The sequence below is a fragment of the Segatella hominis genome, from assembly GCF_019249725.2.
In the GTDB taxonomy this organism is placed as follows: Bacteria; Bacteroidota; Bacteroidia; order Bacteroidales; family Bacteroidaceae; genus Prevotella.
This window is the reverse complement of record NZ_CP137559.1, coordinates 860,928-883,878: the sequence shown is the minus strand read 5'-3', so window position 1 is coordinate 883,878 and position 22,951 is coordinate 860,928. Positions and strand designations below refer to the sequence as shown.

At 44.9% G+C, this 22,951-nt stretch carries 17 protein-coding genes; 5 read left to right on the top strand and 12 right to left on the bottom strand.

From position 1 onward, the window contains the following. Positions 1 to 266 precede the first annotated feature (266 nt). From dnaB to KUA50_RS03465, 5 genes are all read right to left on the bottom strand, one after another. Positions 267 to 1,769 (bottom strand): replicative DNA helicase, encoded by a 1,503-nt coding sequence (gene dnaB, locus KUA50_RS03485; RefSeq protein WP_022110579.1) that lies wholly within the window; start codon positions 1,767 to 1,769, stop codon positions 267 to 269. Positions 1,770 to 1,847: 78 nt separating this feature from the next. Beyond that, positions 1,848 to 3,977: a tetratricopeptide repeat protein gene (locus KUA50_RS03480; RefSeq protein WP_318346066.1), complete on the bottom strand. Its 2,130-nt coding sequence runs from the start codon at positions 3,975 to 3,977 to the stop codon at positions 1,848 to 1,850. Positions 3,978 to 3,983: 6 nt separating this feature from the next. Next, a complete protein-coding gene (locus KUA50_RS03475) occupies positions 3,984 to 4,898 on the bottom strand; it encodes an ABC transporter substrate-binding protein (RefSeq protein WP_218456300.1) in 915 nt (304 codons plus the stop codon). A gap of 14 nt (positions 4,899 to 4,912) precedes the next feature. Further along, positions 4,913 to 6,094 carry a class I SAM-dependent rRNA methyltransferase gene (locus KUA50_RS03470; RefSeq protein WP_218456301.1) on the bottom strand — a complete coding sequence of 394 codons (1,182 nt, stop codon included), beginning with the start codon at positions 6,092 to 6,094 and terminating at the stop codon, positions 4,913 to 4,915. A gap of 61 nt (positions 6,095 to 6,155) precedes the next feature. Then, on the bottom strand, positions 6,156 to 6,905 hold the full coding sequence (locus KUA50_RS03465; RefSeq protein ID WP_218456302.1) for a 3'-5' exonuclease: 750 nt from the start codon (positions 6,903 to 6,905) through the stop codon (positions 6,156 to 6,158). A gap of 162 nt (positions 6,906 to 7,067) precedes the next feature. Here KUA50_RS03465 and KUA50_RS03460 point away from each other — a divergent pair, with 162 nt between their 5' ends. Together KUA50_RS03460 and KUA50_RS03455 are read left to right on the top strand one after the other, a co-directional pair. After that, positions 7,068 to 9,701: an FtsK/SpoIIIE family DNA translocase gene (locus KUA50_RS03460; RefSeq protein WP_218456303.1), complete on the top strand. Its 2,634-nt coding sequence runs from the start codon at positions 7,068 to 7,070 to the stop codon at positions 9,699 to 9,701. A gap of 117 nt (positions 9,702 to 9,818) precedes the next feature. Next, positions 9,819 to 10,421 (top strand): LolA-like putative outer membrane lipoprotein chaperone, encoded by a 603-nt coding sequence (locus KUA50_RS03455; protein WP_022110585.1) that lies wholly within the window; start codon positions 9,819 to 9,821, stop codon positions 10,419 to 10,421. A 100-nt stretch (positions 10,422 to 10,521) separates the two neighbouring features. Here KUA50_RS03455 and KUA50_RS03450 read toward each other — a convergent pair whose 3' ends face one another. The 7 genes from KUA50_RS03450 to KUA50_RS03420 all read right to left on the bottom strand — a co-directional run bounded on the left by KUA50_RS03450 (position 10,522) and on the right by KUA50_RS03420 (position 19,777). Next, positions 10,522 to 13,158, bottom strand: a complete 2,637-nt coding sequence (locus KUA50_RS03450) for a S9 family peptidase (protein WP_256624165.1) — start codon at positions 13,156 to 13,158, stop codon at positions 10,522 to 10,524. Between the two features lie 51 nt (positions 13,159 to 13,209). Beyond that, a complete protein-coding gene (locus KUA50_RS03445) occupies positions 13,210 to 13,926 on the bottom strand; it encodes a phosphatase PAP2 family protein (RefSeq protein WP_256624166.1) in 717 nt (238 codons plus the stop codon). Positions 13,927 to 14,003: 77 nt separating this feature from the next. After that, positions 14,004 to 15,380 (bottom strand): alpha-L-fucosidase, encoded by a 1,377-nt coding sequence (locus KUA50_RS03440; protein ID WP_256624167.1) that lies wholly within the window; start codon positions 15,378 to 15,380, stop codon positions 14,004 to 14,006. A 158-nt stretch (positions 15,381 to 15,538) separates the two neighbouring features. Further along, complete coding sequence (locus KUA50_RS03435) at positions 15,539 to 16,051, bottom strand: nitroreductase family protein (RefSeq protein ID WP_218456304.1); 513 nt, start codon at positions 16,049 to 16,051, stop codon at positions 15,539 to 15,541. Positions 16,052 to 16,186: 135 nt separating this feature from the next. Continuing rightward, positions 16,187 to 17,572 (bottom strand): ABC transporter substrate-binding protein, encoded by a 1,386-nt coding sequence (locus KUA50_RS03430; protein ID WP_218456305.1) that lies wholly within the window; start codon positions 17,570 to 17,572, stop codon positions 16,187 to 16,189. A gap of 338 nt (positions 17,573 to 17,910) precedes the next feature. Further along, positions 17,911 to 18,690: a peptidylprolyl isomerase gene (locus tag KUA50_RS03425; RefSeq protein WP_218456306.1), complete on the bottom strand. Its 780-nt coding sequence runs from the start codon at positions 18,688 to 18,690 to the stop codon at positions 17,911 to 17,913. Between the two features lie 79 nt (positions 18,691 to 18,769). Next, complete coding sequence (locus tag KUA50_RS03420; protein ID WP_413777442.1) at positions 18,770 to 19,777, bottom strand: DUF5715 family protein; 1,008 nt, start codon at positions 19,775 to 19,777, stop codon at positions 18,770 to 18,772. A 272-nt stretch (positions 19,778 to 20,049) separates the two neighbouring features. On the opposite strand from KUA50_RS03420, the gene KUA50_RS03415 reads away from it, so the two are divergent. The 3 genes from KUA50_RS03415 (at position 20,050) to ubiE (ending at position 22,946) form a co-directional block, all read left to right on the top strand. Continuing rightward, positions 20,050 to 21,039 (top strand): PhoH family protein, encoded by a 990-nt coding sequence (locus KUA50_RS03415; protein ID WP_218456307.1) that lies wholly within the window; start codon positions 20,050 to 20,052, stop codon positions 21,037 to 21,039. 152 nt (positions 21,040 to 21,191) lie between these two features. Then, positions 21,192 to 22,142, top strand: a complete 951-nt coding sequence (locus KUA50_RS03410; protein WP_022110836.1) for a phosphoribosylaminoimidazolesuccinocarboxamide synthase — start codon at positions 21,192 to 21,194, stop codon at positions 22,140 to 22,142. A 69-nt stretch (positions 22,143 to 22,211) separates the two neighbouring features. Further along, on the top strand, positions 22,212 to 22,946 hold the full coding sequence (ubiE, locus tag KUA50_RS03405) for a bifunctional demethylmenaquinone methyltransferase/2-methoxy-6-polyprenyl-1,4-benzoquinol methylase UbiE (protein ID WP_218456308.1): 735 nt from the start codon (positions 22,212 to 22,214) through the stop codon (positions 22,944 to 22,946). The last annotated feature ends 5 nt before the right edge of the window (positions 22,947 to 22,951 follow it).

Below are 22,951 nucleotides of genomic sequence, written 5' to 3'. Positions count from 1 at the left end.
GAAGTGGAAAGGCTTATTATATCATAATCCATGAACTATACGCATACCTCATCACTTCCGCCTACATACTGCAGTCGAAGTCGAATAATAATGCTACTAATGTTCAATGTTTCAATTGCCATAATTCTTATTTTTTAATTTACGATTGCAAAGGTAATATATTTATTCGACATGAACAAACAATTTATCACTTTTTTAATCTAAAAGATAACAATTTAGTATTCGAAGCGTAAATTTATACCCAAAATCGTAATATTTGTGCATATTTAGAAAGGCAAGTCGCCTGGAGGTGGAGGTAATTCGCCTCCTCCATTCATACGTGAACCTATAATTTCACCACCACCATCAGCGGCTGGTGATGAAGCTGCCGCCTCAGTAGGATCCTGGAAACGGGTAAACTCACCACGGAAGTTGAGCAACACATCTCCCGTAGAACCTTTACGGTGCTTGGCGATAATGATCTGTGCCATACCATGGAGATCGTTTCCCTTTTCATCCTGATAGATGTGATAATACTCCGGACGATGCACAAAGAGTACCATATCGGCATCCTGCTCGATGGCTCCAGACTCACGGAGGTCACTCAACTGTGGGCGTTTTCCTTCAAGTCCCTCACGGTTTTCTACGTTACGACTCAACTGAGACAAAGCCAAGACAGGGATATCCAACTCCTTGGCAAGTCCCTTGAGAGAACGGGAAATGGTAGAGACCTCCTCCTGTCGGCTGCCGAATTTCATACCGTTGGCATTCATCAGCTGCAAGTAGTCAATCATGATAATCTTGACACCTTTTTCGCGCACCAGTCGGCGAGCCTTGGTTCTCAATTCAAACACAGAGAGGCCCGGTGTATCGTCCACATAGATAGGAGCATCGGTCAATCTGCCGATTCTCTTATCCAGTCGTTCCCAGTCAGAAGGGTCCAGCTGACCATTCAGAATCTTACGTCCAGAGACCTCGCATACATTACTGATAAGACGGTTGACCAGCTGGACGTTGTTCATTTCAAGAGAGAAGAAGCCGATAGGAACCCCATAATCAACAGCCACATTCTTGGCAATACTTAGTGCAAAGGAAGTTTTACCCATGGCAGGACGTCCTGCGATAATCACCAGATCGGAAGCCTGCCATCCGGAAGTGATCTCATCCATTCCTACATAACCGGTAGGAATACCGGTAAGACCACCCTTGTTGCTGGCAGCTCGCTGCAGAATTTCCACAGCATTCTTTACCACAGGAGCCACCTGAGTAAAGTCTTGCTTCATGTTGTTCTGAGAAATCTGGAACAAGGATCCTTCCGCCTGCTGCATCAGTTCATCCACATCCACACTGCTGTCATAGGCTTTCGTTTCTATGTCACCAGCAAAATGAATCAGCTGTCGCTGCATATATTTCTCCGCCAGGATACGGGCATGAGACTCCACATGGGCAGCAGAAGCCACCTGTGAAGAAATCTCCATCAGATAGTCTACACCACCCACTTTGTCAATCTCACCCATCTTGGAGAGCTCATCGTTCAGCGTCATAATATCCACAGGACGTTCGTCCATGTTCATATTACGGATAGCCTCGTATATCTTCTGATGGCGAGGTTCGTAGAAAGTTTCGGGTTTGAGCAGCTCCGATACCACAGAAAAGGCATCAGAGTCAACCATCAAAGCACCGAGCACCACCCTCTCGATTTCTACAGCCTGGGGCTGAACATGTGCGAAATTAGGATCAATCGGGGAAGTTCCCTTTTTTCCATTATTTTTTTTTCGATTATCTGGCATAATTACTCATTCATATTATATATATTTATATATATTAAGATAAAGGCGAATTGCCATTCTTCTAACAGACAAAACGAATTACCTTTTTTGTTTTCTTTCTACATATTGTGAAATAGCATCCTTCAAGATATTCACTTCAAATTCCAGAACACCATTATTCTTCAACATCTTAAAATCATCATAAAGCTGTTGGATCAGAGCTGCGACATCAATATCGGCAAGTTCCAAATACCTATTGAAGAGTGAAATACTAGTTCTAACATCACCCTGCAACCATAAACATATAGCCAAATTATAAGAATCTTCAGGGATGGAAGAAAAATCATCAGATGCTAAACGTTCATATATATCCTTCGCCTTCTCATATTCAAATCTTAAGATATTTCCCCAAGCCAAAGGACGGAGAATCTGCAGATCATTAGGATTTTTGTAATCCATTTCATATAGAATAGCCATGGCTTCATCCGTACGATACAACTGGAAGAGACAGTAAACCTTCTGTAGCAATCTCTTCGTCGTTGACTTCAAACTGATCAACTGCTCACACAGTTCCAAAGCTTTATCATATTGATGCAGACCAATATAACACTTGACCAGAGCTGGTTTGATAACTTCAACATTTTCTTCTTCGTCCTGATACGGAGAAAGCACATCAATAGCTAACTCATATTCTGTCATAGACAACAGGAATAATCCCTTCATTAACTTTTCTTCCTTACATCTTGGAGTATCAGAGAGGAAGAAACTTAAGCGCACAGACTGATTGCGCTTAAAAAGGAAATCGCAGATATAGAGCCTAACTCTATCAAACTTTTCATCAGCCTTAAATAAAGGCTTGGCAAAGAAATATGCAATTGAATCTTGTTCTGATGAGAAAACCTTCGGAAACGAATTTTTGAAAGAAGATAAAGTCAGGAAACGATACAAATCCTGCAAGCATTCTCTTCTTATCAGGAAAGCCAATTCTTTAGGATCATGAACATCGGTTTCACTAAACATAGGTCCGAATCCTTCTTTTACAATAGGTAAGAGTGCAGACAAAGTACCTTTCAAAGATGCAGCCATACAAAAACTGAAACTGTATTTATCCCCATCACAGAAAGAATGTGAAAGTTTCAGAGTTCTCAAGAAAGTATCATCACCCTCCAGAATTTCCAACAAGGGATACAGGGCAGGATTAGACTCATAATATGGAACAAACCAATTGGATGCCGTATTGAAGAAATCAAAACTCTTCATCTGAGAGAAACCATCGAAGAAGACATCAGCTCCCTGCTTCTGCATATTCACCATTTTATTGATATTTTCATCAATAGACATCACCATTTCCTCTTTCTTTTCTGGAGTGAGAATCTCGTCAAGAGAAGGTTTCTCATCGTTTTCCAGAGGCCGGTTCCATTTTTCATCAGGGAACGCATTCATGATATCTGCGCTGAATTGTTGAGCATCTTCTGCAGCATCCATACAGAAAAGAATCTGTTTCTGGATAGCATAAAGATGTGCGATTGTAGGTTCATCTTCCTTGATTTTATTAACAAACTTTTTTACATAAGAGTAATTCTTGATATCTGCGGAAATCAACATGACTGCCCAAGCCACAAGAATACGTTCTTTTATCTTCACATCCTGAGACTTTTTCCAAAGATCGTAGAAAGTTGTCATCATTTTATAATTGAAGACTTTGATTGATGACAACATGGCTGCAGATATCATCATAGCAGCTACACGATAATCAGTTGCAGGATTGGAAACAAGATCTGCAAAATAAGATAGTTTTCGGTCATCCCACAGACGAACAGTTAGGACATAAGAAAAGACGCTATCAAGGAAATCTTTATCGACATCTCCCTTCTCCGCTCTTTCTCCAATTTGTCTTAAATCTAAAGCCTTACTGCTATCATAAGCAGCCTTAAATAAAGAATCATTCTGAATGGCTTCATACATCTGAAGATGATGTACCAAATTACGACAGAAAGATTCAATGCCCGCATATATTTCTGCCATTTTTGGATCTTTGATACCCTTAGCATAGCAGTAAACCATTTTATCAAAAGTGTCTAACACATCCTGCACTTCGTCTTTCAAACCCGGACAGATAGGATTTTGGATTAAATACTCGTTAGAATGCGTTAGACACTTACGATAATAACCATCCCCACATTCTACAGTTATCTGCAAAATTGGGCTTTTTGAATTTAATCCATTCATAGTTTATTACTTTTTGTAAGGTCGTAAAAAATCAACAGTTTTCGGTTTACCAGCATGGTCAAACTTCAGTTTCGGCAAAGCCTTCACTGCAGCAAGATCTGCATCACAATATTTACGGAATAAATCCGAATAGTGTACAAAACCATTTTTATTTATACTGTCAACTGCCTGATTATATCCTTTGATGAATAAATCAAGTTGCTTTTTTCGTTCAATAGATTTAAGTGCCTTTTCTCTAAAAGCAAAGACGCCCAATCTCAAGCCCTTATCTCTGCTGTCCATGAGAACAGGATGCCGCTCTTTTCGGGCTTTAGTGGCCTGAGGTTCCGTCAAAAGAACCGCATCCATTTCATTATTGAGCAGCATTTTCAGACGTATTCTCACATCATTAATCTGCACCCGATATACATCATATTTAGGTTTGGCACTGTCTATCGCCAAATCAGCCAGATAATCAGTAGCAGAATATCTTGTCATGGCAATCATCTTGTCAGAAAGCTGCTTCAGTTCTGAGATACGTGCTCTCCTATTGGTAATCAATTGCCAATAAGTATTAGTAGAAATAGGAAATTCCAAAGGAGTTCCTCTTTTGATGATATGCCGGGCGCGTATCAGATCTGAGACAGCACCTTCTACCCGCCCCCGTTCAAGAGCAGTATCGCAGTCCATCTGCGCAGAGTAGCACTTCAGATGCACAGTAACTCCCAGGGAGTCGAAAAGTTTTTCATCATGTGCCACAAAGACAGGCAGACAATCCAAGGTAGGCATGACACCCACCTTGAAAGAAGCTTTGTCAATACTATCTTGACGCGCCTTTTCCTGCATAGACAGGCGACGGACTTTCTCCTTGGAGTCGCTGCATCCGACAAGTGCCGAAAGCCATGCTACCAGCAAAAACGCAACTACAGTCGCTTTCTTCATAATCGTTTCATTCCTTATTCTACATACAAGACCAATCCCTTGAGATACTCACCTTCCGGATGATAGATATTGATAGGATGGTCGGCTGGCTGATGAAGCTGATGCAGGATTCTCACCTTTCGTCCTGCCTGTGCAGCTGCCGTGAAAACAGCATTGCGGAAGTTGTCTTTCGTAACTACCTGCGAGCAGCTGAAAGTAAAGAGGATGCCTCCGTGCTTGATGCGCTGAAGTCCCTTCACGTTCAGGCGGGTATAACCTTTCAAAGCATTGCGCAGAGCAGCTCTGTGTTTGGCAAAAGCAGGCGGATCGAGCACGATGAGATCATACTGCTGGTCGTGATCGTCAAGATACTTGAATGCATCTTCGCAGAAAGCCTCATGACGGCTGTCACCAGGGAAGTTGAGATTCACATTCTCATTGGTCAACTCTATCGCTTTGGCGCTGCTATCTACAGAATGCACGAGTTTGGCATCGCCTCTCATGGCATATACGGAAAAGCCTCCGGTATAGCAGAACATATTCAGTACGCTCTTGCCTTTGGCATAATGTTCCAGAAGCGAACGATTTTCGCGCTGATCCACAAAGAAACCGGTCTTCTGACCTCTCAACCAGTCGATATGGAATTTCAATCCATTCTCAACAGCCACATTGTCAGCATCACCACCCAAAATAAATCCGTTTTCCTGACGGAGATCAGCCTTGAATGGCAAAGTTGTTTCACTCTTATAATAAATATTCTTGAGTCTGTCGCCCATCACTTTTGCAAGAGCCTGAACTACTTCCATTCTGTTGACGTGCATACCCACGCTATGCGCCTGCATCACGGCAGTCTCTCCGTAGCAGTCGATAACCAGTCCAGGCAGGTTATCACCCTCACCATGCACCAGTCGATAGGTATTATTGGCAGCATTGTCGGCGATACCCACAGCGATACGCATCTTGAGGGCAGAATCCAGACGAGAGCACCAGAACTCATCATCGATGGCAACATCATGGAAAGAAAGGACACGAACTGCGATGGAACCTATCTGATAATGTCCCACAGCTATAAAATCCCCGGTAGAAGTGATGACACGTACAATCTCACCTTCTACGATTCCCTCGTCCATCTGAGCGATAGCGCCAGAGAAGACCCAAGGATGAAAACGTTTCAGGGACTCTTCCTTTCCCCTCTTCAAATATATTTTCTTATACATATAATCTTACTTAGTATATTGTCTATTTTGTATCTGTATTACACCTTAATTATATATGGTTTCAAGATGATGCTTTCGATTGAGAAATCAGTTCGACTTGAGGCTTTACTTGAGATTCTACATGAAATTCAGCATGAGACTCTACTTGAGATGCTGGCTGCGATTCTGTCTGAGATGCATCTGCTTGAGGTTCCTCTATTTTCGGCTCAATCAGCACATAATCATGAGTCTCGTTGAGTTTGTTGAACTCCTTATAGAGTTGAATACACGCCCAAGCATCAGTAGCAGCATATATTTTTTGTGAATCTTTCAACTCAGTAACCTCCCAGTTGCTCAATCGCTGCGCCTTACTGATTTTCTGGTGAAAGAGGTTGGCGTAAATTTTCTGCAGACTCATATCAATCAGTCCCAAATCCTTAGCCATATCCTGAATCTCGATAAAGTTGCCCGGTTCAAAATCAGCCCTTTTATGAAGCTGATTAAGATCATCATGCCAGGAAAGACCAATCTTAGGTACCTTCTTATCAGTCAGGAATCTAATGATAGCTGGATGCATTCCCACATAATTCAAGCGGAACAGAAAACATACATCCTCTGTACTTACCTGAAGCAAGCACACCTCATAGCTTACGCCTCTTTTGAAAGAAGGACGAGTTTCCGTATCGATACCAAGAATGTCCTGGGACAGCAAAAAATCAATTGCCGCCTCAACATCCTCCGGGTGATCTATTACCTTAATTTCCCCCTCAAAGATTACTCTGGGCAATGCTACAATAGCATGCTTATCATACTTTTTGAATATTGTCTTCATTATTATTTCCAAGATTTCAGAATGCAAAAGTACAATTTATAAATGAAATGACCAAATGTAAATCAACTTTCTCGCAAAAATTAGAAAAATTAGCATTAAAATCTCGATTTTTTCGATTATTTTAGCTACTTTTGCAAGATAAATAATTCAAGAACATCAAAAATGGCAAAAAAAAGAACTGAACAGAAAACCAAAAGCTTCAGTCAAGCAATTGGCTTACAATATATTTTCAATAATACTATTACAGATTTCTTCTTAGGACTGGCTCTGGTCACCATTTCTGTAGTTACCATCATCGCGATGGTTTCTTTTTTGAATACGGGCGCGGCAGACCAAAGTATTCTGGAAGAAATGCGAACGGGAGAATGGACCAACAGTGAGCACCAGTTTCAGAATTATTGCGGTTCGCTGGGTGCTATCATCTCCTACTGGCTGATTTCACAGAATTTCGGTTTTCCATCATTCCTGCTCCCCACCTTTTTTATAATATGGGGATTGCAGCTCATGCATGCCTACAAAATCAATCTGTGGAAATGGTTTTTAAGCACCATGATTGTCATGGAATGGTGTGCCATCACATTTGCCAAATTCCTGACACCACTTACGGGTGGACTTATCTTCAATCCTGGCGGAAAGCATGGAATCTTTGTCGTACAGAACTTGGAAAACGTAGTGGGTGCACCGGGTCTTACAGCGATTCTGCTCTTTACTGCCATCGCTTTCCTCACCTACCTGACGACGGAAACCATCACCGTGATCCGAAAGGCGCTCAACCCGATTGGCTATATTACAAGTAAGGTGCACTTCGAAATCACCAATCACGGCAAAAATGGTGAAGACAACGAACCGGATGCCATTGCGCAGGCTTATGCGAATGCTGAAAATGGACAGAAACAGGAGGAGGAAGAAGAACCTGAGAAATCTGAGTTTAAGGATCCGGAGCCTGCCAAGGTGATAGATTTGGATGTTAATCCAGATAAAGCAGAAGAAGGAGCAGCTGCACATAACGCTGAAAATATGACGGCTGGAAATATGGATGCAGAACATGCTGCCGATGTAGAAGATGCAGCAGGCGAAAGCGCTTCTGTAGCGGCTGCAACCAAAGATCCTAACGTATCATTCCTGGAAAACCAGCGCAGATTGCGCAACGAGAGAGCGCAGGCTGAAGCTGATGAAAAGAAAGCTGCCGAACTCGCTTCCCAGCATATCGGCATGGATATTTCCGTAGCTGCCAACGAGGAACAGGCTTCCAGCAACACCGTGAGCAGCACCGTAGAGCTGAATACGCCTATCAACCCGAAAGAACCTTTCACCCGATATAAATACCCTACGCTCAACCTGCTGAAGAAGTATGAGGACAACGGTGCTTATATTGACGAAGAGGAACAGATAGCCAACAAGAACCGAATCATTGAGGTTTTGGGCAATTTCGGTGTGCAGATTAAGACCATCCGAGCTACGGTAGGTCCTACGATTACACTCTACGAAATCCAGCCAGCTGAAGGTGTGCGCATCTCCAAGATCAAGAATCTGGAAGATGATATCGCCCTGAGTCTCGCAGCTTTGGGTATCCGTATCATCGCTCCTATTCCTGGCAAGGGAACCATCGGTATCGAGGTGCCGAATGCCAAGGCCAATATCGTGAGCATGGAAAGTATCCTCAACTCCAAGAAATTTCAGGAAACCAAGATGGAACTTCCTATCGCTCTTGGTAAGACGATCACCAATGAGGTTTTCATGGTAGATTTGGCCAAGATTCCTCACCTGCTCGTAGCCGGTGCCACCGGACAGGGTAAATCTGTAGGTCTGAATGCGATTATCACCTCTTTATTATATAAGAAGCATCCTAATGAGCTGAAACTGGTGCTCATCGACCCCAAGAAGGTGGAATTCAGCGTTTACTCCCGCATCGCCAACCATTTCATGGCAGCGGTTTCTGACGAAGAAGAACCTATCATCACAGATGTTACCAAGGTGGTAAGAACGCTCAACAGTCTCTGTGTGCTGATGGATAGCCGATACGACCTGCTGAAGAAAGCCGGTGCCAGAAACATCAAGGAGTATAACCAGAAGTACATCAACCACAGGCTCAAGCTGACCGACGGACATGAATATATGCCATACGTGGTGGTAATCATAGATGAGTTTGGCGACTTGATCATGACAGCCGGCAAGGAGGTGGAACTTCCTATCGCTCGTATCGCCCAGCTGGCTCGTGCCGTGGGTATCCACATGATTATCGCAACCCAGCGCCCTACTACGACCATCATTACGGGTAATATCAAGGCCAACTTCCCAGGCCGTATCGCCTTCAAGGTGACATCTGCCATTGACTCCAAGACCATTCTGGACAGAACAGGTGCCAACCAGCTGATAGGTCGAGGCGATATGCTCTATCTGAATGGCAACGAGCCGGTACGTGTGCAGTGTGCATTCGTAGATACTCCGGAAATTGAGCGCATCAACGAGTACATCTCCAGTCAGCCTGGTCCTATCGAGCCACTCGAACTTCCTGAGCCAGCCAATGACGGAGAAGCTGTGGGCAGCGGAAATGTGGATACGCGCAATCTCGATCCTTACTTTGAGGAAGCAGCGCATGCCATCGTCTTATCACAACAGGGAAGTACGAGTATGATACAGCGCCGATTCAGTATCGGATACAACAGAGCCGGACGACTGATGGACCAGTTGGAAGCTGCAGGAATCGTAGGTGCTGCCCAGGGCAGTAAGCCAAGAGAGGTGCTTCTGCAGGACGAAAACCAGCTGAACACGCTCCTTCTCCAACTGAGAGGATAAGATTAAACGAGGCTTAAAGAAACTAAGAATTCTTAAAGAATAGATATTAATTAAACTTTTCATGTTACCTTTGCATCTAAGTAACATGAAAAGTTTTTTTTAATTTATAAAGAAAGAATGATGAAGAAAATGATTTTATTTGCTTTCATGACTCTGATGAGTCTTGGAACATTCGCACAGACAGCCCAGCAGGTTTTAAATAAGACTGCCAAAATCATAGGCAACAAAGGTGGCGCCAGCGCCAATTTCAGCCTGTCAAGTACCAAATACGGTTCCACTTCCGGCACCATCGCCATCAAGGGCAACAAGTTTAATGCCCACACTCCGCAGGCTACCGTATGGTATAATGGTAAGACGCAGTGGACTTATATGAAAAATACCAACGAGGTAAATGTCAGCAATCCTACACAGGCGCAGCAGATGTCAATGAACCCTTATACATTTATCAATATATATAAGACCGGTTACAATTCCAGCCTGAAAAATGCTGGCAGCAACTATGAGGTTCACCTGATTGCTCAGAACAAGAGGCGTACGGTACAGGAATTGATTATCACCATCAACAAGAAAACCTACGTTCCTTCTGTCATCAAGATGAGACAGGGCAGTTCCTGGAGCACTATCAAGGTGAGCAATTTCAGAGCTAAGAATGTGTCTAACAGCACTTTCGTCTTCAACAGCAAAGATTTCCCTAAAGCAGAAATCGTAGATTTGAGATAATGAGAAAATTGCTGATAATGAAAAAATCGAGAATTTTAAGATAAAACTAAAATCGCAGACTTTGAGATAAAGCAACAAAAAAATGTAAGTCTTTTCAGACTTACATTTTTTCGTTTCCATACATCTCGTTCCACCAACAGTCATCATCCTGAAGCCATTTGGAGAACCAGGCAAAGATGGTATTCTGCCATTTGATGCGCTTTTCGTAGTCGATGATATGATGATCCTGACCATCTACCAGCACCATAGCCGTAGGACGGCCTAATACTTTCAGCGCAGTATAGAGTTGGATGCTCTCTCCTACCGGCACGTTGTTATCAGCAGTACCATGCAGGAAAAGCAATGGTGTATGAATCTTATCTGCACGATAAAGCGGACTCTGGTCTACAAAGAGATGCTTGTTGGTCCAAGGATATTCATTGGCCATAGAAACCTGACTGTAGGAATATCCCCAATAGCCTTCTCCCCAATAACTGGTATGATCACTGATACCCGCATGGGAAATGGCTGCAGCAAAGAGATCCGTCCTGGTCTGAAGATACTGGGTCATAAATCCGCCATAGCTGGCTCCGATACATCCTATCTTCTTCCTGTTCACAAAACCATGTTCATCACAGAAAGCCTGAGTGCTGGCTATGATATCTTCAGCCACTCCCTCACCAGCCGTATCTACGTGGCGGGCAGAGAACTTCTGTCCGAAACCGGTGGCTCCACTTGGATTGACCACCAGCACCACATAGCCCATGGCTGCATAGACATGATGCGGATAGCGGCTCTGGAACATACGACTCGTAGGACTGCAACCTCCATAATAGTTGACTACCATCGGATATTTCTTGGCTGCATCAAAATGAGGAGGCAGATAATAGCGGCAGCAGATGGTGTCGCCCTTTGCGTTGACATAATTCCACGCCTTGCATTCGCCCAACTGGACATCTTTCAATTCGCGGGCACTGAGGTCGTCTATCACCTGTGCTTTCTGCGCCTTGGTATTCATCCTATAGAGGCGGTCGGCATTGGATGCACTCTGTCCTGAGAATGCCATTTCGGCAGCAGAAGATGCCAGGGAGAAGGACTTGATATACTCTTCAGGCGACTTCAACAGGACAAATTTTCCAGATTTCGGATTCAGTTGGAAAAGATGCACGCAGTCCTTGTCTTCAGCCGTAAAATAGATGTTTCCATCCACCTTGCTCCAGACTACATTCTGCACATTCGGATCGAAATCCTTGGTGAGCGGACGCACCTGCTGAGCCTCCTTTGACGAGGCAGACATCAGATAAAGTTGCGTATCTATCATGCTCGGAATCTGACCTTCTTCCACATTCTTGCCGATACCGTCAAAGGCCTCAGGAGAAGCACTTACAAGAATCGACTTGCCGTCTGGAGAGAACAGGGCACTATTGATAAACTCGCCCTTATCCACCAGGGTTTCAGCCTGAAGGGTTTGGAGATCCAGTCTGTAGAGCGAAGTCAGGGTAGTTGGTCGCTTGGTCAGACGATCCTCACTCTTGCCGATGAGCAGATAGCGGGAATCGGCAGAGATATCATTGAGATAAATATTGTGATAACCGAAGGTGATAGGCTGGAAAATTCCGGATACCAAATCATATTTTGCAAGATTGGAGCGATTGCGCCAGCCCGGTTGACGGTCATCCGGTTCCTTGATGTCATAAACCTGTGCATCCTTCTTCCTGCCCTCGGTAGTGACCGTATAGATCAGAGATTTCTCGTCGGGAGTAAACTGAAAGAAGCCTTCCGGAATATTTGTTGCCAAAACCTCACGTTCCATCGTCAGCGGATTGACAGTTACCAGCTGCTGACTGGAGCTTTCAGTTTCATAAGAGAGTGCGGAGCCAGCTGCGGCATTTCCATTAGCCTCGATAGCACTTTCACTATTCTTCTGCACGAAATACATTTTATTGCTGCGAGGCATCCACTTCACGTTTTCCTGGAAAGAAGCAAGTACCCTGCCTGTCTGATAATTCCTCACCTCATTGATACTGTGGTTGTTGCCCTGACGGTCAACCCAGGTTTTGTGCACAATCACGTATTTTCCATTCGGAGAGAGTGATACGCTCGAATAGTTAGGCGCGCAGATCACATCATAAATATTGTATGCACGCTTGGAAGAAGCTGAAGGGACATCAATTTTCAGGGAATATGCAGAGTTTTTCTGAGATTCTTCAGATTCTTTGGATGATAATGCAGGGTTCCCAGAAGGCTGAGCAGTTAGATCATTTCCCGTTTTTACCAGAACCTTGGCATCATCCTTTGCAGCCAGATATTTGATCACCACCTGATGAGAAGAAGGCAACAGAACCGTCTCAAACTGGTTTCCATTTCCCTTCAAAGACTCTCCATCCACAAAAAGTCGATACTCGCTGACACCTTCCACAGAGATCATCACTTTCATCCGGTGCTCATTGGAGAGACTGAAAGATGCCAGATTCAGGGCATGCGGAGATGATGCGGAAGATAAGGAAGAAACCTCTTTCCCCTGATTGAAGGAAGTAAACGACAGCGGGGAATCCAACAGTTTTTCCATCGCAAACTTTTCTCCCTTAATATCTACACTGTCCGCCATCCAAGGCAAACTGACAGGAAATGGACCTGCATATTTGAACTTCTTCACCTCGATGGTTTCAGCCTGAGCTGTCATAGAGGCACACAAGGCGGCACTGAAAGTGAGTGCCATCACGCCTTTCTTGCTTATAAAATGATGTTTATCTATCATCGTTTTCTTGTTTATATTCGATTTTTTAATCTTGATTGTCAATATGACTCACTATAATTTCATAGCGAAAGCCAAACCCGTAGGAGAAACAGAAAGACTGATATTGTCTAACTTATCAGTCGTACTTTTTCCGCTGATATGGCCATCGTTGTCTGTTGTGGAATTTAGATGATTCTGGCTTTCTCTAACATTATCTCCACCATTTTTCTTCTTTTTGCCCAAAATCAGATTACCTATCAGATAACCCGCCTCTGCCGAAGCCACTCCGATGGCAGCACCGGCCACGACATCACCCCAATGATGGCGGTTGCGGCGGATTCTATCTACCGCCACTCCGGTAGCCAGCGCATAACCAGCTATGCCTATCCAGGGAGAAGCCTTGCGATATTCGTGCATCAGATTGGTGGCGCCACAAAAGGCGACAGAGGTGTGTCCCGATGGAAAAGAACGATTGTCAGTTCCATCGGGACGCATTTTATGAATGGTATGTTTCAGACCATAGGTGACTCCGGCATTCAGTCCGAAAGACACGACCGAAACCGTCAGTCTGCGCTTCCAGGAACTCTCCGCCTCTACACCCAGCAGTTTCAGTCCGAAGACCGAAGCCATGGGCACATACTGCAGCACGTCGTCAATGCCGTCACCATGATACGTTTTGTAATGACTCGCACTCGCTGGAACATCTGCCCCACCTGGAGTCTGAGAAAACGCAGTTGACGATAGCAGCAGACCGGCTACTATCAGGTAATCTCTCAAATTTTTCATCATTGATATTAATTTCAGTCTTATGCCATCATCGCTACACCTTATATATATATAGGCGCAACGATTACAGATGTGATATATCACAGTTGGATTTCCACAACCTTGTCGATTTCAGTAGGAATGGCGCCTAAGTCGAGGATGATTCCACCATTGCATTTCTGCATCTTGAGCGGTTTCTTGCTCACAAAGTCGAATACCTTTTTCACCTTTCTGTTGCCCAAAGGCAGGAAGAGAGACTGGTCCTGAAGTTTCAGCACATGCACAAAGAGTCGGTTGCCCTTCTGGGTGGAAACGCCCCAGTCGTGAGGAGCCACGATGCCCGCTCTCGTACCATATATCGTTTCACCGTATGTTTTCATCCACTCGCCCATTTCCGCCAGGCGCTCCAAGGCCACAGCAGGCAGTTCACCATCTGGCTGAGGACCGATGTTCATCAGGAGATTGGCATTCTTGCCCGCCGATTTCACCAGATAATGAATCAGGGTTTTGGTGGATTTATAGTCCTGATCGGTTATCTTATATCCCCACATCCCGTTCATGGTTTCGCAGGTTTCCAGCGGCAGTTTACTGATGTCCTGTCCCGACAAGCCCGACTTGTTTTCGCCAGGAAGATCACGCTCGAACATCTGGAAATCCTCTCCCTCAAAAGGCACCTGATGATGATTGTTGCCTATCATACAGGCTGGTTGGAGACGATGAATTAGGGCATATTGTTCAGGCAGCTGCCAGTTGAAATCGGGATTGATATCCTGATCCCACCAGCCATCAAACCATATTGCGCCTATCTTGCCATAATGGGTAAGCAGTTCGGTAAGCTGGTTGTTCATAAACTGGTAGTAGCTCTGCCAGTTGCCCTTCGGATTCGGGCGTCCGGTTCCCCTGCCCGTTCTTCCCTGCGGAGCATCCTCGCGATACCAGTCGATGTGTGAATAGTAGAGATGTAGGCGGATGCCCTGCTTGTGGCATTCATCCGCCAGTTCCTTGAGAATATCCCGCTTGAAAGGAGTGGCATCCACGATATTATAATCAGAATACTGGGTCTTGAACATGGAGAAGCCCTCATGATGACGGGTCGTGAAACAGATATATTTGGCTCCGGAAGCCTTGATGGCAGCCACCCATTTGGCAGCATCAAACTTAGACGGATAGAAGCCGCCAGCCAACTTAGCATATTCCTTGTAGTTCAAATCCTTGTTGGTCATCGTCCATTCGCCCGTTGCCAGCATACTGTACAAGCCCCAGTGCAGGAAGATTCCGAACTTGTCGTCCTGAAATTCCTGTCGCGACTGGAGATTTTCCTTTGTTGGCTGATAATGCTGCGCAGGGAGAACTGCAGACAATTCCCCATTCTTAGAAGATGCGGAAGATGCAGCAGTAGCCGAAAGAGACGAGCAGCAGAGAGCGAATGAGATCGCAGCTGCAAAAGACTTGGTTTCCAGATTCATTTTCTTTCCCATAATAATGATTTTATTTGTTGGAACCTTCTCCATATATAATAGGTAAACTCTATATGATATAGGTAAAACTCTATAAATAATAGGTACTCTATATCATAATAGATAAAACTTTTTTCTATATATTAAATAGAATAAGATGCAAGTGAGCAGATAAGAAATCAGATTTCCTCTACGATTTCACTCATATCCTTGCGCTTCTTTGCAGCATGCGGACAATCTTCGGCTATATGACCGATTGGGATGATGACGACTGCCTCAAAGCCAGGACGGGAGAAAAGTTGCTTCATCTTGTCGGTGTTATAATTGCAGACCCAGCAAGTGCCCAATCCTCTTTCGGTGGCAGCCAGACAGAGATGTTCGGTAGCGATAGCCACATCGATGTCGCCATGAGCTTTTCCGTCGTATTTTCTCACCCAGTTTTCCTCCACATTTCTCATGCCTACGATATACATAGGTGCCGAGCGAAACCACTCTCTGTCATAGCATTCCTGCAGTTTCTGCTTTGCCTCATCAGAGCGCACGATGAGCCATTTCCAAGGCTGCTTGTTGACTGCCGATGGTGCCATGCGCACACACTCCATGATGTAATCAAAATCCTCCTGACTCACAGCCTCAGAAGTAAATTTGCGAGCCGAAAATCTTTCCTGGCTCAAAGCTAACATATTTTTCATATCGTATCTTTCTTTTATAAATGAATCTTTTTCTTTAGAGAAAAAAGTCATTATTTGAATAATGGTACAAAGATAAAAAGAAATTGCGAAAAAACAAAGAAAAGGCTCAATAATATAATAAGGTATGGTAAAATATTACATTTTCCTGTAGAATCTGAGAGCACCCAATCCCTTTGCCTGAGGATGAGAGAGGAGGATGAACTCGCGGAGCAGGATTTCGGGATGGAAACTGACGGTCTCAAAATAAGGAACGCGGTCGGTATTACACTCGTAGATATTGCCAGTCTGGAAAGCACTCAGAGCCTTATATCCATCATATTCCTGCAACAGAGCAGCACGGGAAAGCGGTTGTCCACCGAAATACTTGAATGCCCAGATATCCACCTCACTGCCCCGGGCAATCACCTGTTCCGGACTCAGCGAGAGACTTCCACTATGTTCATCGTCGGCAAAAATATATCTTGCATTGGCATCTTTCAGGAGAATACCCATCGTGCTTTTTCCGCCTGGCGAATACCATACGCTGCCCATTTTCCGCTCAGTCAAGACCGAAAGACCTTTCGGCAACTTGGCAGCCTGAGCCTTAAGGGAAAGATATCCCTTCTCAATAGCTGCGAAAAGGGAATCCGCCTTATCTGCCCCATAGAGCAAGCCGTAGAACTTGATCCACTCTGCCCTTCCAAGCGGAGAGGTTTCCATATAGTCAGCAGTCTCGATAATCGGAATATTCAGATTGTCGAGTTTGCCATAACCGCCACTGTTCTCAAAAGGGGAAATGAGAAGCGCCTCCGGGTGGAGAGCTATGATTTTCTCGACATCCGGCTGCATACCGGAACCGCAATCTACTATGGGAAGGGAAGCGGATGTAGATGAAGCTGAAGACTTGCAAGAGCCTGATGCAGACGAAGCGACTTCAGGCATTCCTAATCTTTTCTGAATATCCTCTATCAGAATATATTTGGAATCGCAGACGCCTCGAATTGCATTTTGGCAACCAAGTTCGTAAAGGAGCTGGCAATGAGGAGACGTAAATACCGCACTACTACAAATCGGAGTTCTCACTATATCGGCTCTACAACCGTCAGGTCCGGTCAAACCGAGAGAGCCTGCCAGAGCATGAGAGCCTGCCAGAGCACGAGAGCCTGCTGCTCCATGAGATTCTGCCATGGCCTGAGAAGCACCCGCTACATCTTGACTTCCATTTCTGCCTTTCATCAGCATTTCGGCAGTTTCATCTCCCTTTTTCCCTTTCGGAATCAGGATATATTGGTGCAATACGGTCCCTTTCTTCCAGGGATTTCCTACATTCACCTCCGTAAATCCCTCATGCTCCACCATCGTAAGCAGTTGAGCATATTTCAGTCTGATTGTATCTCCCTCATCCCAAGCGGCAAATTGCTGTCCGCCCTGACAGGAAGAGAGAGAGAAAGAAAGGACAAACCAAAACACAAGCATTCCGAAATAAAGGGGAAAACTGGAAAAGCAGAAACGCTTACTTGAAGCAGAAAACTTCATACTCATATCTTTTTCTAAAACGATCATATTACAATTATTTATAAGATTATTAATACATTTCTCCGAGATTAAAGGGATGATGCTATACCCTCACGAACCTAATACCATAATTCTTTATTTTTATATATATGATTTCAATATATTAAATCACTTGACGATGGTTTATTCAAAACATGTTTGCATTCCGGCATGTACATTTTGCATTAAATCTAAAACTATTCGAGTCGAAAGATATAGCAATCGGTCTTCCCGAAAAAGTCAGTGACTATCTTGCTTAATATAACCATTTTTGTCATTGCCACTCTGATAAATATCAGAATAAGGTATATAAAAAATCCTGAAGACTATCGGATAACCGAAGCCTTCAGGATAATAATATCTTGGAGAGGGCGGTCGTTATTGCCCTTGTCTGTGACTACATTCTGGATTTTCTCCACCACATCCATACCCTCAAGTACTTCTCCAAAAACGGTATAACCCCCATCGAGATGAGGCACACCGCCGTATTTCACATACCCATCAATCACCTGCTTATTAGGCAGCACGTAGGCCTTTTCCTCTCTGGCCTCTTTCTCTATCAGATATTCTATTTGCCGACGGGAGAAATTCCTGCCCCAGGTGATATAGAAATCGCAGGGAGCTGAAGCAAATTTAGGATTCTCCTCATCACCCTCACGTGCCGCACAGAGCTGACCACGCTTATGGTAGTATTTCGGATAGCGTATTTCAGCAGGAACAACATAGGCGGTATCAAATACTTCCTTCTTCAGAGGGTCTACCTTTCGGGTAGCAGGATCACCAGCCTGCACCATAAAGTTCTTGATAACACGATGGAAGATGCAGCCGTTATAATAGCCACAATTTACCCACTTCAGGAAGTTGTCACGATGCAGAGGCGTATCATTGTAGAGCGCAATACGGATATTGCCCATCGTAGTCTCCAGCAAGACTTCCGGACAGGTAGGATCCTGATGCACTCCAGCCGTATCAACGCCCTCCACGGCGATGCCCTTCAAGACAGTCACCTCCTTGGCATTCATATAATCCTGAGCATAGCTCTGCAACCCGTAAAACGCAAGCACCATGCTCGCCATCACCATTTTCAAATTTATATTCAATTTCATATTTTTCCACATTATTTTAAGAAGAATTCCCTAAAAATCAAAAGACAAGAGAATACCCCAAGATTCAAAAGATAAAGACCTACTTCACTGTGATATGAAAGCAGCCCTGGTTCACCTCATATTTCACGAGGCAGCGACCGTTCTCACGAAAGTCGCGCAGCACCTCGCTGAGCACCCATTTCAGAGAGTCGTTTCTCACCTGTCTGCGCGAATCCTTAGCAGTCTGCACGGTCTTATAACGATTGTAGCAGACATCAAAAGTAGTGCCGTAGAGATGGCAGGAATTCTCGGTTGCATTTCCGTTTCTCGTGCGGAGTTTCGCTACATCATCCTTGGTACGGAGAATACTCGTCACAATGATCTTGTGGAGCGGAATGCCTTTGATTTGGAGGGAGTCGAAATAGGCCCTTCCTATATCCTGTAGCAATACCGATGCACGTGGAACGAGATAAGGAATACTGCTATTGAGTTTGTCAACATAAAAAAAGGGATTACTACCCACATAGACCAGCGCTCCCTTGCTGTGTTCTGCCTCATCGCGGTTCCGAACTGGCTTCACCCCATAGCGGTTGGCTGCTTGTATCTGCACATCCTGCTGGTCAGGGAACGTATTTCCGAAATGCGGAACAGAGAATATGCGGTGCTTCACTTCCTTACCATCCTTGTCAAAGAAAATCGAACTTCCCTTCGCAGCAGAGTCCAGAAGCTGTTCTGATGCAGCATCCACCGTCATTCCGGCATTCGCCAGTTGGTCGGCAGAGGCACCATTTGACTGGGAGGCATTAGATGGTGAAACTTCCACCTCCCGTGCCGCATCATCCTCGGCCAGCAAAGCAGCAGAATCATTTTTCAAAGAATCGGCTGCCTCCGCTTTTGTCAAACGGGATTCTGCCACGCTCGGATTCGCCACTCTTATCAGGGCGAGAATCAGGACTACTACGACAAATCCGAGCAGAAAACGGTTTTTGCCCGACATGACACGGAGAATCCTGAAGATATTTCGTATGATTTCTTTCAATTTCATGATTTGAGTATTTTCAATTTCATTCTGATCAAGCTCCAGTTTCAGAGGATTACTTTCTTCCATCTCTTATAAAAAAGGATTCCAGCCAAGGTCCTCATAGGAGATAAGCCCATGCCTCATTCCAACGAGGGAAAGAATCCCAGACCAGAAGCCAAACTTTCAGACCTGTCCGATCAAAATGTAGTGCAAAAGTACGGCAAAAAAACGAAAATGCAAAACTTTTTAAAGTCTTTTTAAACAAAACATATCAGAAATTTTGCTCATTTCAAGGAAAAATAGTAATTTTGCAGCGTATTAATATCATATAAGTTTAAACTACATTATTTTTTAGAGTTTTGATAGAGAAACATATTGTACTCGAAGACGTTGACCCAGTGATGTTCTACGGAGTGAACAACAGTCATCTGCAGATGATCAAATCACTGTACCCGAAGTTGCGTATCGTTGCACGCGACAATGTACTTCGTGTGCTCGGCGACGAGGAGGAAATGGCGAAAGCGGAAGAAGAAATAGAGCAGATGCGCAAGCACTTGGTGAAATACAACATGCTCAACGAAGAGGATATTCTTGACATTGTGAAAGGCAAGCAGACCAAGGCCGATTCAGCTAAGGATGTACTGGTATATAGCATCAGCGGAAAGCCTATCAAGAGCCGGAGCGCCAATCAGCAGAAGCTCATCGATGCATACGAGAAAAACGACATGGTATTTGCTGTAGGTCCTGCAGGAACAGGTAAAACCTACCTCAGTATCGCACTTGCAGTAAAAGCTCTCAAGGAAAAAACAGCCAAGAAAATCATCCTCTCACGCCCTGCCGTAGAAGCAGGCGAAAAACTCGGTTTCCTACCGGGCGACATGAAAGACAAAATAGACCCTTATCTGCAGCCGCTCTATGACGCCTTAGAAGACATGATACCTGCCGTAAAACTGCAGGACATGATGGAAAAGCATATCATACAGATAGCTCCACTTGCCTTCATGCGCGGACGCACACTGAGCGACGCCGTAGTCATCCTCGACGAGGCGCAGAACACCACCTCCCAGCAAATCAGAATGTTCCTCACCCGTATGGGTATGAACACCAAAATGGTAATCACGGGAGACCTCACGCAGATAGACCTGCCGAGAGAACAGCGAAGCGGACTGAAAGAGGCCCTCAAAATACTCGAAGGTGTGGAAGGTATCGGAGTGGTCAACCTCGGGCAGAAAGATATCGTAAGACATAAGCTCGTGACACGCATCGTAAATGCATACGACAAATACGACAAGGAAAGAGCTGAAGCCCGGGAAGCAATGAAAGCAGAAAAGACAGAAAATTCAAAATAATTTAGAATAAGGAACCGGAAGAAAGCCTACCCTGCACAAAGAGAAAGGAATAGGATTCCCTGAGCAAAAGAGAAAAGGAATAAGATTCCCTGAGCAAGAAAAAGGAAAGCCGACAGAAAGTTCGAAGTTCAAAATTCAAAGTTCAAAATAAAATGAAAGCATTAACAAAGACAGATTTCCATTTCGATGGACAGAAGAGTGTTTACCACGGTAAAGTACGTGATGTGTATGACATTAACGACGACATCCTTGTGATGGTCGCTACCGACAGAATCTCAGCGTTCGACGTTGTGCTGCCAAAAGGCATCCCATTCAAGGGACAGGTACTCAACCAGATAGCTGCGAAGTTCCTGGATACTACGACAGACATCTGTCCTAACTGGAAGTTGGCTACACCAGACCCTATGGTCACCGTAGGTTTGAAGTGCGAAGGTTTCCGTGTTGAGATGATTATCCGCTCTATCCTCACAGGTAGTGCATGGAGAGAATACCAGAAGGGTTGCCGCGAAATCTGTGGTGTGAAACTCCCTGAAGGTATGCGCGAGAACCAGCGTTTCCCAGAACCAATCATCACTCCTACCACAAAGGCTGACGAAGGTCACGACATGAACATCTCTAAGGAAGAAATCATCGCCCAGGGCATTGTTAGTGCTGAAGACTATGCAGTGATGGAAGACTACACCCGCCGCATCTTCGCTCGCGGACAGGAAATCGCAGCTAAGCAGGGACTCATCCTCGTAGATACCAAATATGAATTTGGCAAGCGCGACGGCAAGGTTTACCTCATCGATGAAATCCACACTCCAGACTCAAGCCGCTACTTCTACGCTGATGGTTACGAGGAGAAATTCGAAAAGGGCGAGCCACAGCGCCAGCTCTCTAAGGAATTCGTACGCCAGTGGCTCATCGAGCACAACTTCATGAACGAGCCTGGACAGACCATGCCAGAAATCACCGACGAGTATGCAGAGAGTGTGTCAGACCGCTACATCGAACTCTACGAGCACATCACAGGCGAGAAGTTTGACAAGGCTACCGAGGAAGGCGACATCGCTGCCCGCATCGAGAAGAACGTAAGCGAATGGCTTGCAGCAAGAAAGTAATCATTCCTGGGGAAATAATCATTCCACAAAGAAAATAGTTTTTCCCTGAAAAGAGTACTATATATATTAATGTACAAGCAAGAACAAATTAAGCCCTATGAAGGCGAAGGAGAAAAGGGCAAGTTGGTAGAAGAAATGTTCGATAACATCGCTCCTACCTACGACACTCTCAATCATCGCCTCTCATGGGATATCGACAAGGGGTGGCGTCGCAAAGCCATCAGACTGCTGCAGCGCCACCACCCTGAAAAGATGCTCGACATCGCCACCGGTACGGGCGACTTCGCCATTCTGGCGGCCAAAATGCTGCATCCCCAACAGCTCATCGGAGCAGACATATCCGAGGGCATGATGGAAATCGGAAGACAGAAAGTGAAAAAGGAAAATCTGCAGCACATCATCAGCTTCAAGAAAGAAGACTGCCTGCACCTCTCCTTCCCAGACGAAACCTTCGATGCAGTGACGGCAGCATTCGGCATACGCAATTTCCAAAACCTCGACCAGGGACTCAAGGAAATGTGCCGAGTACTGAAGAAGGGCGGACATCTGAGCATCGTAGAACTCACACATCCCGTGAGATTCCCGATGAAGCAGCTCTTCCGCATCTATTCCCACACGGTATTGCCGATATACGGCAAGCTGATCTCTAAAGACCAGAGTGCCTACAACTATCTGACGGCCACCATCGAAGCCTTCCCGCAGGGAGAAACAATGATGGAGGTGCTGAAGAAAGCCGGTTTCGAAAAGGCAGAATTCAAGCGACTCACCTTCGGCATCTGCACGATGTATTTCGCAACAAAATAAAAACA